Source organism: Finegoldia sp. BIOML-A2, from assembly GCF_009678315.1.
GTDB classification, from domain to species: Bacteria; Bacillota; Clostridia; order Tissierellales; family Peptoniphilaceae; genus Finegoldia; species Finegoldia magna.
This window is the reverse complement of sequence record NZ_WKZE01000002.1, coordinates 21,242-37,053: the sequence shown is the minus strand read 5'-3', so window position 1 is coordinate 37,053 and position 15,812 is coordinate 21,242. Positions and strand designations below refer to the sequence as shown.

The 15,812-nt window shown below is 31.6% G+C and carries 10 protein-coding genes; 1 reads left to right on the top strand and 9 read right to left on the bottom strand.

From position 1 onward, the window contains the following. The first annotated feature begins 94 nt into the window (after positions 1 to 94). Positions 95 to 3,031 (top strand): transglycosylase domain-containing protein, encoded by a 2,937-nt coding sequence (locus tag GKF99_RS02195; RefSeq protein WP_154272577.1) that lies wholly within the window; start codon positions 95 to 97, stop codon positions 3,029 to 3,031. Between the two features lie 41 nt (positions 3,032 to 3,072). On the opposite strand, the gene GKF99_RS02190 is transcribed toward GKF99_RS02195, so the two are convergent. From GKF99_RS02190 to GKF99_RS02150, 9 genes are all read right to left on the bottom strand, one after another. Continuing rightward, positions 3,073 to 4,350: a HAMP domain-containing sensor histidine kinase gene (locus tag GKF99_RS02190; RefSeq protein WP_154272576.1), complete on the bottom strand. Its 1,278-nt coding sequence runs from the start codon at positions 4,348 to 4,350 to the stop codon at positions 3,073 to 3,075. Beyond that, positions 4,350 to 5,039 (bottom strand): response regulator transcription factor, encoded by a 690-nt coding sequence (locus tag GKF99_RS02185; RefSeq protein WP_002836609.1) that lies wholly within the window; start codon positions 5,037 to 5,039, stop codon positions 4,350 to 4,352. The genes GKF99_RS02190 and GKF99_RS02185 overlap by 1 nt, the downstream gene beginning before the upstream one ends. A 61-nt stretch (positions 5,040 to 5,100) precedes the next feature. Beyond that, positions 5,101 to 7,920: an excinuclease ABC subunit UvrA gene (uvrA, locus tag GKF99_RS02180; RefSeq protein ID WP_154272575.1), complete on the bottom strand. Its 2,820-nt coding sequence runs from the start codon at positions 7,918 to 7,920 to the stop codon at positions 5,101 to 5,103. 9 nt (positions 7,921 to 7,929) lie between these two features. Continuing rightward, positions 7,930 to 9,900, bottom strand: a complete 1,971-nt coding sequence (uvrB, locus tag GKF99_RS02175) for an excinuclease ABC subunit UvrB (RefSeq protein ID WP_094205807.1) — start codon at positions 9,898 to 9,900, stop codon at positions 7,930 to 7,932. Between the two features lie 150 nt (positions 9,901 to 10,050). Then, the gene (locus GKF99_RS02170; protein WP_154272574.1) at positions 10,051 to 11,301 is read right to left on the bottom strand and encodes a dicarboxylate/amino acid:cation symporter; all 1,251 of its coding nucleotides are present in this window, start codon (positions 11,299 to 11,301) and stop codon (positions 10,051 to 10,053) included. Between the two features lie 414 nt (positions 11,302 to 11,715). Continuing rightward, the gene (locus tag GKF99_RS02165; RefSeq protein WP_154272573.1) at positions 11,716 to 13,275 is read right to left on the bottom strand and encodes a cell wall-binding repeat-containing protein; all 1,560 of its coding nucleotides are present in this window, start codon (positions 13,273 to 13,275) and stop codon (positions 11,716 to 11,718) included. 19 nt (positions 13,276 to 13,294) lie between these two features. Next, positions 13,295 to 14,047: a peptidylprolyl isomerase gene (locus tag GKF99_RS02160; protein WP_094208716.1), complete on the bottom strand. Its 753-nt coding sequence runs from the start codon at positions 14,045 to 14,047 to the stop codon at positions 13,295 to 13,297. Beyond that, the gene (locus GKF99_RS02155) at positions 14,028 to 14,885 is read right to left on the bottom strand and encodes a S1-like domain-containing RNA-binding protein (RefSeq protein ID WP_094207255.1); all 858 of its coding nucleotides are present in this window, start codon (positions 14,883 to 14,885) and stop codon (positions 14,028 to 14,030) included. Before GKF99_RS02155 ends, GKF99_RS02160 begins: the two co-directional genes overlap by 20 nt. Before the next feature lie 12 nt (positions 14,886 to 14,897). After that, complete coding sequence (locus GKF99_RS02150) at positions 14,898 to 15,788, bottom strand: YitT family protein (protein ID WP_094207256.1); 891 nt, start codon at positions 15,786 to 15,788, stop codon at positions 14,898 to 14,900. Positions 15,789 to 15,812: the final 24 nt, after the last annotated feature.

Sequence of the window (15,812 nt, the reverse complement as noted above, 5' to 3'; positions counted from 1 at the left end):
CTCGTTAAGTAAAATGTTCATCGTATTTCTAGGAATATATGTTGAATCTATACTTTGTGGTATAATAGTGTATATACATTTTATGGAGGAATTTATGAATAAAGATAAAAATATAATATTGAAATCCATAAAAATTTTAATATTATGTTTGATTTGTATATTTGCATTTGTAGGTGGATTAATTGGAGTAGCCGGAGTACGCGCTATGCAATTAGCTCCAAAGGTTAATCCCGAAGAAATAAATAATATGATGAATCAGACATCAGAAATTTTGGATCAGGATGGAAATTTAATCGAAAAAATCAAAACCACTGAATATAGAGAGGTTGTTAAATTAGATAAAATACCACAACATATGATGGATGCTTTCACATCTGTAGAAGACGAAAGATTTTACAAACACAATGGTGTGGATCCTATCGGTATCACATCAGCTATTTTTGATAATTTAAAATCTGGTTCTATGAAACGTGGAGCAAGTACTCTAGCTCAACAATTGGCTCGTAATTTGTACTTAACTAATGAAAGATCATTTGACAGAAAATTCAAAGAAGCTTATTTGGCAATGGAATTAACAAACTATCTAGGCAGAGAAAAACTTTTGGAAACATATATGAATACTGTTTTCTTGGGACAAAATGCCTACGGAGTTCAAGCAGCTTCTGAAATTTACTTCAAGAAAAACATCGATGAACTAACTTTATCTGAATGTGCTACACTTGCAGGAATTGTGAAGAGTCCAACTAACTTAGCATTATACAAGGCGATTGAACCAGGTCAAGTAAAAGACCAATCAAAAATCGTCGGTGAAGTTACTTTAAACGGTGAAACATACAAAGCTGTCTACAATCAACAAACTATCGACAGAAGAGATTACGTTCTTAAAAAAATGCTAGATAACAACAAAATCACCAAAGAAGAATACGACAAAGCTCTTCAAGAAAATATCGCAGCTAATATTAAGCCTGGAATTAAAAACGTAGATAACTTGTCTAACTATTATTCAGATATTATCTACGAACAAGTTATTGCAAAACTTATCGAAAAAGGGTATTCACAACAAGAAGCAAAAAGTAAACTTATCAATGGTGGATTAAAGATATATTCATGTGTTGATATGAATATGCAAAGTAATTTGGAAAAATTATATGATAAAAAAGTCGATGATATAATTGCAGATGGTTCATCAGCAAATTTGTTAAAATGGTCAAGCGATGATGGTAGAAATATTACGAACGCATTAAATGAAGTCATTTATTTTAGAAAGAAAAATATAATCAATGACAACGATGAATTCTTTATTTCACCAGAGCAATATACTAAAAACCCAGATGGTTCTGTTACTTTTAATTATTCAAAATCTATTAAAGTAAAACAATACGGAAACTATTTGGATTTGAAAGATTATTACTCAGTAAACGATAGTAATAATTTGGTAACTCATAAAATATCTTCAATCAATATTGGTAGTAAGAATTTGAATACAGATGGTGAAGGTAACATCACAATCTCAAGCCAATATATAAAAGAAAATCCTAATTTAATCAAATACGACAACAACGACAATTTGATTTTTGCTAAAGATTTCTACACTATAAATGAAGATGGAATTAAACAGCCACAATCATCAAGTGTTGTTGTAGATAAAACAACTGGACAAATCAAAGCATTGGTTGGTGGAAGATATTCAGATAATAAAGATACTACTAACAGAGCATCTGATATTACTAGACAAGTTGGTTCTAGTATGAAACCTTTAGGTGTATATACTCCAGCATTGGACAATGGATATTCCCCTGCATCAGGCTTGGATGATTTACCTCACTACAATGAAAAGCACGAATTATGGCCACAAAACTGGTACGAAGGCTATGAAGGTTTAGTTTCACTTAGACATGCAGTGGAAAACTCAATCAACGTAACTGCCGTAAAAGTTTTGGAAGATATTGGTATTGAAAAATCAAAAACATATTTAGAAAAATTCGGATTGATTAATGCAAAAAATCCTAAAGCCGATAACTATATAAGTGCAGCTGAAAACACTTCAGAAAATGATGAAAACACATCGGCAATGGCACTTGGTTCATTAACTAAAGGATTTACACCTGTAGAGATGGCAGGTGCATACAACGCTATCAATAATAGCGGACAATACAGAGAACCTATTTCATTCACAAAAGTTACTGACAGTTTAGGAAAAGTTATAATCGAAAATCCTCAAAAACAAAATGAAGTTGTGAGTCCTCAAATCGCATACATTATGAGAGATATACTCAGAACTTCTACAGATTACAACTATTCAAAATACGCTAGGTTAGATGGCTTTGATATCGGTGGAAAAACTGGTACTACAAACGACTACCAAGACGTATGGTTTGTCGGAATGAGCCCATACTATACAATTAGTACATGGTTAGGTTTTGACAATCAACAATTGAAAATGACTCAAATTAGTCAGAAAAAAGTTGTACAAATCTGGAGCGCAGTCAACAGATATACTTTGGAAGATAAAATTCCAATTAAATTTGAGGAACCAGACGGTATCGTAAGAATTAAGGTCGATACTTTGGCAAATAAATTGCCAAGCAAATACAGTTGGAGAGATCCTCGTGGAATTGTAAAAGAAGAAATCTACAAAGCAGGTACAGAACCTACAGAAGTTTCTGATTTGTATGAATCTAGAAGAATTGACGTTGTAGATGGAAAATTAGCTACAGATAATACTCCACCTTGGGAATTAGGATGGGGAGTTTTCATAAAAAGAGATCCTCCATACAAACCATCAGAACATAACAACATTATTCCTAAAGACTGGAAATACAGTATGCCTGGTTATTCTAATAGAACAATCTTTAATATTTTAAAACCTAATGATAAAAAAGATGAAGACAAAGATGACGAGGACAAAGACGACAAGGACGAAAAAGATAACGATAAGAAAGACGACGACAAAGAAAACAATAGAAATAATAGAGACCGAGATCGTAAACGTAATCGTGACCGTGATTCGTCAAATGATAGAAATAATTAAAAAAAGGTTAATTTTGGAATTTTCCAAAATTAACCTTTTTCTTATTTATCTATCTTTTTCTTTCTAGTAACTTTAAAATTAATCTCATAAACAAATCTATCTTCATCAATTGATATTTTACTTGTTCCCCCGAGCAACTCTATCAAATTTTTCGCAATATACAAACCAAGTCCACTACCTTCAGAATGGCGAGACCTTTCCCCTCTTACAAATTGACCCATCAAGTCTTCTGCACTAACCTCAATTTTATTCTTGGATATATTAGAGAATTTGAGGATAATATTGTCATTGACTACATCACATTCTCCGTAAACTTTTGTGTTGGGTTTGGAATACTTCACAATATTACTGAAAATATTTTCGATTACACGAGATAACTTTGCACCATCCGTCATCATCAAAACAGTTTTCCTTTTATCATTATATTCGAATTCCAATCCCATCTTATTGAAATCAGAATCAAATTGACCGTAAACTTGTAATACTAATTCATTTAATTCTACAACTTCCATTTCAATATCAATATTTCCCGTTCCAGTTTTAGAAGCATAAATCAAATCTATTACCATTGTTTTCAATCTTTTAGCATTATATTCTAGAATTTCTATATATCTTTTCTTTTCTGATTCATCAGTTTCGTGATTCAGCAAATCTACGTAATTTATAATCGAAGTTAAAGGCGTTTTGATATCATGTGAAATATTTGTGATTAGTTCCGTTTTCATTTTTTCTGAATTAATTTTATCTTGCATCGTGTTGATAACCGAATCATGCAAATGGTTTATAAGATATACAGAATCTTTGAAAATTTCATCATCTATGAACACATCAATATCTTTTCCAGAATACATAGCCTCCACTTTTTTGTTAAGCAGTATTTTGCCCAGATTATTAATCAAAATTGATATGTAAATTTTCGCTAAAATTGCACCGATAAATACAATTCCAAACAAATTCCTGTTTGTGACCATAATCGTCGCCATTGTATACATTAAAAATATAAAAGTTAATAATGACTCAACATAAATATTGTAGTATTTACCTTTGAAATTACTTATAAATTGATATATTAAAAAAGCATTCTTTTTCTTTTTGTAAATGGTCCTTACTACCTTGACCATTGAATAGAAAAAAGCAATTATCGCATATATCAACGTTATGGCAACAGAAAAATTATATACATTAATTATATTTTCAATAAAAAATGATACAGTGAATACAAGAATGAAGCCAAAACTAAAATACAATAGTAAATCTACCAGTTGTTTTTCAACATAACCATCGATAGAACGAAAACTTTTTTTAATCCAATTTATCATTAAATGTCCTCTATCTTATATCCCATTCCATATACAGATTTAATCAAATCAGGTCTTCTAGGATTGATTTCAACTTTTTCTCTGAGTCTTGATATGTGGACTGAAACTATTTTTTTTACATCATAAGGTGGAGCTTCCCACACATTTTCATATATTTCTTCTGATGTAAATACTATTCCCTTGTTTTTCAATAAAAGTAAAATTATTCCATACTCATAAGGAGTTAACTTTATTTCTTCACCATCAATCAATACTTCTTTTTTATCGTCGTTGATTGTCAATCTTCCAGCTGAAAATACATTTCCATTTAGAGAATTGTCCTTGCTAAGTTCCAATCTTCTCAAACATGATTTTATCCTAGCCAATAATTCTACAGCATCGAAAGGTTTAGTAATATAATCATCAGCACCCAAATTCAATCCCATAACCTTATCATTCAATTCGCTTTTTGCAGACAAAATTATGATTGGTGCATTTGATACTTCTCTTATTTTTTGTGTTAGTTCTAAGCCGTCCATTCCTTCCATCATTATATCTACCAAAAATAAATCTATTTTATTCTTTTCCATTAATTCTAACGCATCGTAACCATTATAGGCTTTCAACACATTGTAATTATCTGTTTTTAAATATATTTCTATGGCTTTTACTATGTCTTTTTCGTCGTCGACAACCATAATATTGTACATAAAAATCACCTTCTTAACTTTTATTATACACTAAAAATCAGAAGGTGATTATTACAAAAATTTAACGATTCAATTTTGGAGCCAAATATTGACCAGTATAAGAATTTTTCTTACTAATTAATTTTTCAGGAGTTCCTTGGAAGATCACTTGTCCTCCACCATTTCCTCCTTCAGGTCCTAAATCTATAATATAATCAGAAACCTTAATAACATCAAGATTGTGTTCTATAACAATAACGGTATTTCCTTGATCAACAAGTCTTTGCAATACTTCAACTAATTTGTCAATATCTGCTGAATGAAGACCCGTGGTTGGCTCATCTAAAATATACACAGTTTTTCCTGTACTTTTTTTAGATAATTCACTGGCTAGTTTTACTCTTTGAGCTTCTCCACCGGATAATTCCGTTGAAGATTGTCCTAATTTAATATAGCCCAAACCTACATCTTGTAAAGTTTGCAATTTATTTTTTATAGGAGGGAAGTTTCTGAAAAATTCTAACGCTTCATCAATTGTCATATCTAACACGTCGGCGATATTTTTGCCTTTGTATTTTACTTGCAAAGTTTCTCTGTTGTATCTTTTTCCTTTACAAACATCACATGGAACATAAACATCTGGTAAAAAGTGCATTTCTACTTTTAAAGTTCCGTCGCCTTTACAAGCTTCACACCTTCCACCCTTTACGTTAAATGAGAATCTTCCTTTTTGATATCCTCTCATATTTGCTTCAGGTGTTGACGCAAACAAATCTCTTATCAAATCAAATACTTTTGTATAAGTCGCTGGATTACTTCTAGGCGTTCTACCAATCGGAGATTGATCTATTTGTACAACTTTATCCAAATTTTCAATTCCAGTAGCCGATTTGAATTTACCATTTTTCATCTTAGCATTATTCAAATCTCTGGCTAATTTCTTGTAGACAATTTCGTTAACCAATGAAGACTTTCCAGATCCTGAAACACCTGTAACACAGTTGAAGCATGAAAGTGCAAATTTCGCATTTATGTTTTTAAGGTTATTTTCTTTGCAACCTTTAAATTCCAAATATCCATTTGGTTTTCGTCTTTGTTCAGGAACGGGAATTGATAGTTCCCCTGACAAATACTTACCTGTAATGGATCTTTTTTCTTTGATAATATCATCAATAGTTCCACAAGCTACGATTTCGCCTCCATGAACACCAGCTCCCGGTCCGATGTCAACAAGATAATCGCATTCTTTCATCGTATCTTCATCGTGTTCAACTACAACCAAAGTATTTCCAATATCCGTCAAATTTCTAAGCGCTTTAATCAATTTGTCATTATCTCTTTGGTGAAGTCCGATTGAAGGTTCATCTAATACATACACAACGCCTACCAATGCAGATCCAATTTGTGTTGCCAATCTAATTCTCTGAGATTCTCCACCTGATAAAGTAGAAGCAGATCTATCCAAAGTTAAATAATCAAGCCCAACATCGTTCAAAAATTGAAGTCTGCTGATAATTTCCTTCAATATTTCATCTCCAATAAATTTCTTGGACTCTTCCAATTCCAAATCTTTGAACCATTGAAGAGAATCTTTTACAGGCATTTGACAAATTTCATAAATATTTTTTTCATTTATGCGAACTGACAAATACTCATCTTTTAATCTAGCTCCATGACAATAATCGCATTCAACGTCAGTCATATACTCACCAATTTTTTGATGCATAGAATCTGTCGCGCTTCTGTTGTATCTTTCTTCTAAGTTTTTCAAAACTCCTTCAAATTTACCGTTGAATTTTTTTCTTCCAGAAAAATGACTATCGAAAATAAATGAAAGATTTTTCTTTGATCCATTCAAGATTTCATTTATCATTTTCTTTGGAGCATCCTTAATTGGTTTGTCCAATGGAAAGTCATAAGAATCTGCGATTGCTTTTATTATTTCGAAATAATATCCACCTGGTTTCGAAGATTGATAAGGATCTATTGCGCCTTGTAAAATCGACAACTCTTTATTTGGAATTACCAAATCTTCATCAACTTTTTTATGAAAACCAAGTCCATTACAATGAGTGCACATTCCAAACGGATTATTGAACGAAAAATCTCTTGGCTCTAATTCTTGGTAAGAAATATGTCCGTCTGGACAGCTCATTGATGTACTATAAGAAATTACATCTTTGCCAATTACATCAACTTTTACATTATTTTCAGACAATCTAAGAGCTGTTTCTATGGAATCTGTAAGCCTTGAATCAATTCCATCTTTAATTATAATTCTGTCGACAATTACATCAATATCGTGTTTTTTGTTTTTATCAAGTTCGATATCTTCTGCTAATTCAACTTGCTCACCATCCACAATCGCTCTTATGAATCCATCTTTCCTCAAATTTTGAAGAAGTTTCTTGAATTCACCTTTTTTGCCTTTTACTACGGGACTTAAAATCTGAATTCTGGAACGTTCCTCTAATTCTTTCACACTGTCTACAATTTGGTCGACAGTTTGGCTAACAATTTCTTTCCCGCAAACAGGACAATAAGCAGTTCCAACTCTTGCGAAAAGTAGTCTAAAATAATCGTATATTTCTGTAACAGTTCCCACTGTTGAACGTGGGTTATTGTTAGTTGTTTTTTGGTCTATAGAAATCGAAGGCGACAATCCTTCAATGTATTCTACATCTGGTTTATCCATTTGCCCTAAAAATTGGCGTGCGTAAGAACTCAAAGATTCTACATATCTTCGTTGTCCTTCCGCATATATAGTGTCAAATGCCAAAGAAGATTTACCTGACCCACTCAATCCAGTGAACACGACCATTTTATTCCTAGGAATGGTAAGGTCCACATTTTTTAGATTATTCTCCTTAGCACCTTTTATAACAATTTTATCTTTGCTCATTTTGCTCCTTTAGTAAGTGTTTTTCAAATTCCTGATTTGATCTCTAAGTGTAGCAGCTCTCTCGAAATCCAATTCTTCTGCAGCTTTTAACATTTCTGTGTTCAAATTTTCAATAATAACTTCTATTTCGTCCTTTGAAAATTCCGTAACTTTATTAACATCATAACTTTCATTTTCTTCTGCAACAAAAGTATTTTGGATTCTTTTTCTAACAGATTTATTAATAGTAGTTGGAATAATGTTGTGTTCTTCGTTGTATTCTTCTTGTATTTCTCTACGCCTATTAGTTTCTGTGATAGCCACATCCATCGACCTAGTAATCGTATCACCGTACATTATAACGTGACCATTTGAGTTTCTAGCAGCTCTACCTATAGTTTGTATAAGAGAAGTCTCTGAACGTAGGAAACCTTCCTTATCAGCATCCAAAATTGCAATCAGAGAAACTTCTGGTAAATCCAATCCCTCTCTCAGAAGGTTAATTCCTACAAGTACATCATATTTTCCTTCTCTCAAATCTCTTATAATTTCCATTCTTTCAATTGTATCAATATCTGAATGCAAATAAGTTACTTTTATATCCAAATCTTCAAGATAACGCGTCAAATCTTCACTCATCTTTTTAGTAAGAGTTGTGATAAGAACACGTTCACCTTTTTCAATAGTTTTATTGATTTCACTAACCAAATCGTCGATTTGTCCTTTAGTAGGACGAACCTCAATTTTTGGATCTAATAATCCCGTAGGTCTAATAATTTGTTCAACCACTTCATTAGTTTTTGCTTTTTCATACTTTCCTGGAGTTGCCGACACATATATTACTTGATTCATCATCGATTCAAATTCGTTGAATTTCAAAGGACGATTGTCCAATGCAGATGGCAATCTGAAACCATAATCAACCAAGCTAGTTTTTCTGGACCTATCTCCTTCGTACATTCCTCCGATTTGTGGAACAGTAACGTGTGATTCATCAATCATTGTCACGAAATCTTTTGGGAAATAGTCGATAAGAGTGTAAGGTCTGCTACCAGGCTTTCTCTGAGACATATGTCTTGAATAGTTTTCTATTCCTGTACAAAATCCCATTTCTTTTAACATTTCTATATCGTATCTAGTTCTTTGCTCTAGTCTTTGAGCTTCCAATAGTTTATTATGGTCTTTAAAGTATTTTAATCTATCTTCTAATTCTTCTTCAATAGTTACGATAGCTTTTTCGACTTTTTTCTGAGTCGTTGCATAGTGACTTGCAGGATAAATCGCAACGTGATTTCTTTCACCTACAATTTCTCCAGTCAAAGCATCAATTTCAGTAATTCTATCTATTTCATCGCCAAAAAATTCAATTCTAACGCTTTTTTCTCCACTGGATGCTGGGAAAATATCCAAGCTATCTCCTCTTACTCTGAAAGTTCCTCTGGTAAAATTAATGTCATTTCTAACGTATTGAATGTCAATTAATTTTTTCATAACTTCAGTTCTATCTTTTTCCATTCCTGGACGCAAAGATATAACCAAATTTTCGTAATCAATAGGATCTCCCAAACCGTAAATACAAGATACAGAAGAAACTATAATTACATCTCTTCTTTCGAATAAACTCATCGTAGCACTGTGGCGAAGCTTGTCCAATTCTTCATTGATGCTTGAATCTTTTTCAATATAAGTATCTGATTGAACCACGTATGCTTCTGGTTGATAATAATCGTAATAAGAAACGAAAAATTCAACCGCATTTTCTGGAAAAAATTCTCTAAACTCACTAGCCAATTGATATGCCAAAGTTTTGTTGTGAGCTATAACCAAAGTCGGTCTTTGAACTTTTTGAATAATATTCGCCATCGTAAAAGTTTTACCTGAACCAGTAACTCCTTTTAAAATTTGATGATTTTTTCCATTTTCTAAACCATTTGCAAGTTTATCAATCGCTTGTGGTTGATCACCTGTTGGCTTGAATTTTGAATGTAATTTAAATTCCATAACTCACCCCTTGAACATATGTTTTACTTTAACATTATATATCATCTGTGTATTTAATTCAATAAATAATAATTCGTATTCATTATCAAAAAAATCAAAAAAATTTTCTAAACAAAAACTAGGCTCACAGAGCCTAGCCAAATTTTTTTATTATAAATCTTCTTCATTTATTACTTTTTCATTGAAACCGTCTTTATACTCATCATTTTTTACAATATGTCTGTTAAATATTTTATCGATAGCCACTGAAATAGCAGTATCTCCAGAAATATTTGCAGCAGTTCCAAATGAATCCTGTGTCAAATAAAGTGTCATCAACAATGATGCAAGTTCACCTTCAGATGGAATTCCAACTACTGGCAAAAATGGCAATGCACTCATTATTGCTCCACCTGGAGCTCCTGGAGCAGCAACCATAGCTATCCCAAGAATTGCCATATATTTTAACATTAGTAAATAAGAATGTCCCATTCCATACATTGTTAAAATTGTAAAAGTACAAGCTGTAATTGTAATCATTGAACCTGGCATATGAACGGTAGCTCCCAATGGAATTACAAAATCTCTAATACTTTTACTTACTGAATTTTGCTTAGCACATTCCAAGTTTACTGGAATTGTCGCAACAGATGATTGAGTTCCTATTGCTGTTAAAAATCCTTTTACTTGATTTCTGATTAACTTTACAGGATTTTTCTTCGTGTAAGTACCACTTATTATAAATAATACAGAAACATATATTAAGTGAAGTGCAATTACACATAAGAATATCTTCCAGAAAATTGAAAGAACTGCAAATACAGATCCAGTGAATGCCATTTTTGAGAAATTACCAAAAATAAAGAAAGGTAACAATGGTACAATTGCAGTTGACAATACTTTTGTGATTATGTCATTAAATTCTGAGATTAAATTGTAGCAATATTCTCCTTCACCGTGTTTTCTTAACCATGATATTGAAATTCCCATCATAAATGCGAAAATAATTGATGAAGTTACATCAAAAAATGGTTTGATTGGAATTTCAAAAAACGGATCCATGCCTATCTTAGTTGAGGCTTGAATCTTAGAAACTTGGTCTGGACTTATAAATGCTGGGAATACATTTGAACTCATAACATATGATAATGACCCACCAATAAGAGTAGATGCATAAGCAATTACAACAGTTACTAATAATAATTGTCCAGCTCCCTCTCCAAGATCAGCAATTCCCTTTGTTACAAAAGCAATAATCATAAGTGGAATAACAAAGTTTAGAAATGCGCCGAACATTGATGAGAATGTTACAGCAGTCTTCACGAACCATTGAGGCATATACAAACCAGCTAAAGTACCTAATCCAATCGCGATTAATAATTTTGGTATTAATCCTAGTTTTTTCTTTTCAGTTTTACTCATTTTCTTTAAATCACTCCTTATTTTATGTTGTTTTATATGTAAAATACATATTGCATTTTAAACCCAAATTATTTTACAATACAATTTAAAAAAGAGCAAGTAATTCAATAGATTTTTAACAGATTTATTTAAATTTTGTTATATTCTTGGTTTTATTTTATTTTAATAACGTATATAAAATCACTAATATCATAATATTTTATCAAACTGCCGTAATTTCCCACTATTTTTAATGTAAAAAAAGAGACTCATACTGCCCCCAATCTTATAATAATCTACAAATATTGTGTTAGGGTCATATTATGAATCTCGTATATTTTTTATTAAATTTCAAAAATCAAATATTTCTTTTAGTTTATATTTTGATTTCTTGTCAATATTATATCATCACATAATTTTAGATAAAATCTGATATCAAATTCCAAATATTTGAACTGCGTAATATCTGTCATAAGTTTGATCAGAATCTTCGTAATATGCTTTTGTAACGAATACTTTTATTTTAACTCTTGTGAACACTTCTCTCAACATATTTTCGTTGTGTCCTGGAGAATTCTTCCAAGCTTCCATTGCACCACTTGCAGTGTATGGGCCATTATAGATATTTTCTCCATTGATGTTAGAAATATCTGTTACCAAGCCACCTCTTGGTCTAACGTGTTCAAATAAATGAACAATTTCAGTTGCCCTTGTTTTTGCAACTGGTGATAATGAATTATCTTGTTTTAATGCTTTTAGTCCATTTTCTTTGCGATATTGATTCAAAAGTCTTAGTATTTCATCTGCCATTTCGTCATCGTAATGACCACGTACCATTACAATTGTATCGTCACTGATTTGAACTGGAAATTCTTGTTCATTTTCTAATCCTGGTAATGGTTTTCTACGAATAACTTTCTTGCCAGGATACTTCGGATCAGTTGTAACAGTTTCGTCTGATTTGTTATCCAAAATCAAATCTTTTACTTTTTCTGATACTGTGTTCTTTCCACCTACAATATACATTTCTTCAAAAGAATTGCTACCAATATATGATTTTACATCACTTGTAATGGATGATTTTGAAACCAAGAGTATTGGCGCTTTTAGCTTTTGTGAAAGTGGTGCCGCTACCAATGCATCTACAAAAACTTCACCACTAGCAAATATCGCTTTAGTTGGTGCAGTAAAACTTGCGTTTGCAACTCTTACAGATGTCATATATCTGTTAGATCCAAATATTCTTTGTGGCTTAACATTAGTAATAGCTTTGATTTCTTGAACAACTTTATCAGAAACTGTATTTTGTCCACCGACTACAAAAATTTTACCTATATTTCCTTTATAGAAAGATTGTAAATAATCTTTTGTGTCGCTAGAAATCTTGTTTTTTGATACTAATAATATTGGTGCATTGTGTTTTTGTGCTAAAGACGTAGCGTTAATAGCATCTGCAAATACTTCTCCACTAGCTACAACCAAGTTTTGTTTTTCAGCACTTTTGCTAGAGAACTTTTCAGAAACTATTTTAGCATTAACTGCATATCTGTCGTATCCAGCATATCTAACAACTTTGATTTTCAAATCATTTTCTATGTGATTTTGAACATCCTTACTAACAGATTTTTCTCCACCAATAATTATGACTTCGTCCAAATCTTTTGATTTTAAAAGTTTTTCAGTAGATGCGTCTAATTTATCTGAATAAGTGTATAATATAGGGATTTGTCCTTGACTCATTACAGTAGAACTGATGTTGTCGGGAAATTTTATCGCTGATACAAGCACGACTTTTTTAGAGTTTTGATAATAATCTTCCATCACTTTATTTGCGACGGCAAATCTATCTCGACCTTCAATTCTATTCATAGTTGATTCTACTTTTTTAGGACTTGCATTATCATCTTGTTCCTTCGCAAATACAGCAGTGCCTGTACTAAATACCATACTAAATGTTAGACATAAAGCTACTATCTTCTTCTTAAGATTATTCATTTAACTTCTCCATTTGTTATTAATAAAATTTTTCGATTTTGTATTCTTTTTGTAATTTGTCTGTAGCGTCTATATATGCTTGTTGTTGTCTCAATTGTAATAGTGTTTGTTTAACTTCATTCTTAGCTTCTTCAAAAGATTTTACTTTTCCTTCAGTTTTATCTTTAATATTAATAATGTGATAACCGAATTGTGTTTTAACAGGTCCTACGATATCTCCGATTTCATTTTCAATCAAAGCATTTTCAAATTCCTTAACCATTTGACCTTGTTGGAAAGTTCCCAAATCTCCACCTTGTTCTTTTGATGGACATGTAGAATACTCTTTTGCTAATTGTGCAAAATCACCATCGTTATCGATTTTTTCTTTAATTTCATTAGCCAAATCTTCAGATTCAACTAAAATGTGAGAAGCTGTGAATGTTGGTTGAACTTTGAAATTATCTTTGTGGTTTTCATAATATTCCTTCAAATCTTCATCTGATACCCTAACTGAATTGATTATGTTAGCCATAGCAAAATCCTTCAACAATTCTTCGGATTGTTTTTTAACTTCTTTTACATATATTTCATCTTTATCTAAGCCAGATTTCTTAGCATCAAAGAATAAAAGTTTTCTATTGATTAATTCATCAGTTAATCTTTTTCTTCCTTCTTCATTATTGAATTGTGCTCCTCTATAACCTAAAGCTTGAATAAAATTATCAACTTCTGATTGTTTAATTTCTTCACCATTTACTACTGCTAATATTTTATCTTTGTTGTCTTCCATTATTACCTCTCCCTTTACTAGTTAATTTTATTCCGTCTTTATAAAATTGTATCATATTTTCTTTTAATAGTCTTCCAACAGCTCTTTTGAAACTGGATTTTGACATATTAAATACCGATTTAATTCTATTGGCGTCTGTTTTATCGTTAAAATTAATAAATCCATCTGAGTTTTTAAGTTCTTCCATAATAACATCAGCATCTGATGAGATATGCTTATATGCAGGTTCAAAAAATGACAAATCTAATTTTCCATCAGACTTCACATCTGTAACTCTACATTTGACTTCTTCTCCAAGGTCTACAACGCCCGTTAATTCACTTGCAGGAATAAGTCCTTCGTATTTATTGTCTACAGCTACAAAAGCTCCTAGACCGTCCACTATGTTGTATATAACGCCTTCTACCCAATCGTTCTTAACATAGTTGCTGTCGTTTTTCAATAAATTTTTAATTCTCATAGTAAGTGCCAATCTGTTCGACTTATCAATATACAAATACACTAAATATTTTTGACCTTTTACCAATTTTGAAGTTTGTTCCTTAAATGGCAACAAAATATCCTTATCTAAGCCACAATCTAAGAAAGCACCAATTCTAGTAATATCTTTTACTTCTAGTCTTGCAATCTTACCCAATTCAATCTTAGGTTGCTTCTTCGTTGCCATTAGTTTTTTATTGTCATTGTAAATGAATACATCTACAACATCGCCAACTTTTTCTCCAGAAAGTTCGTCTACATTCATTCTAACAAAATTATTTTCGTTGTCTTTTTTCAACAAAACTTCCGTATTTATCTTATCAATTTTTAAATTCTCTCTTTGTCCTAATTTATACATTTCTTCTCCATTCTAACTCATTCCACCAGGAAGTATTTCAAGCTCTGGATTATCCACTGGATCGTAAGTAAATCCTTCACCAACCACTTCACTGACATACGAAATACATACGAATGCTTTAGGATCAATAGATTTCACGTAGTTTTTAATCTTAATATACTCTCCTCTTGAAACAATCGTATTAATAACAAATTTTTCATTATCAGAAAAACCACCAACTGCTTTATAAATTGTGGATCCTCTTGAAATTTGATCTATAATATAAGCGTTAATTTCCTTGTATTTATCGCTTGTTATCATCATATTTACCCTTGTATTTAGACCAGCGATAGCTTTGTCAATGACAATTGAGTTTATGAAAATTCCAAGCATAGCATACATTCCACTTTTTGTTCCGAAAGTATACATACCAAGTAACACAACGAAAAAGTCTGCTACAAGCATACACTTACCCACATCAATTGAAAAATATTTTCTGATTATCATAGCGATAATATCCGTACCGCCAGTCGATGCACCTTGGTTGATAACCAATGCCATACCAGCAGCGGAAATAATAATTCCAAAAATCAAATTAATCAAAATATCATCAGTCAAAGGTTTAAAATTTGGTAGCAAAATTTCCAATAGTGTCGTTGAACTTGCAAAAATAAAAGAACAATATATCGACAAAACCCCAAAACTTTTTCCCAAAATTATAAACGCTATAATATACAAAATAGTATCCATAATCATAACAAAAATACCCGTTGGGATTTGTGGAACAAAAGCGTTCAAACTCATCGCAATACCAGAAATTCCACCAATAGTTAAATTAAAAGGCATTATAAAAAAGAAAAAGCCAAAAGTAAGTATTAATGTTCCCAATGTTAATATCATTATTTTTTTAATCATTTTGTTCATGCTATCGCCTCCTATCTTTTTATT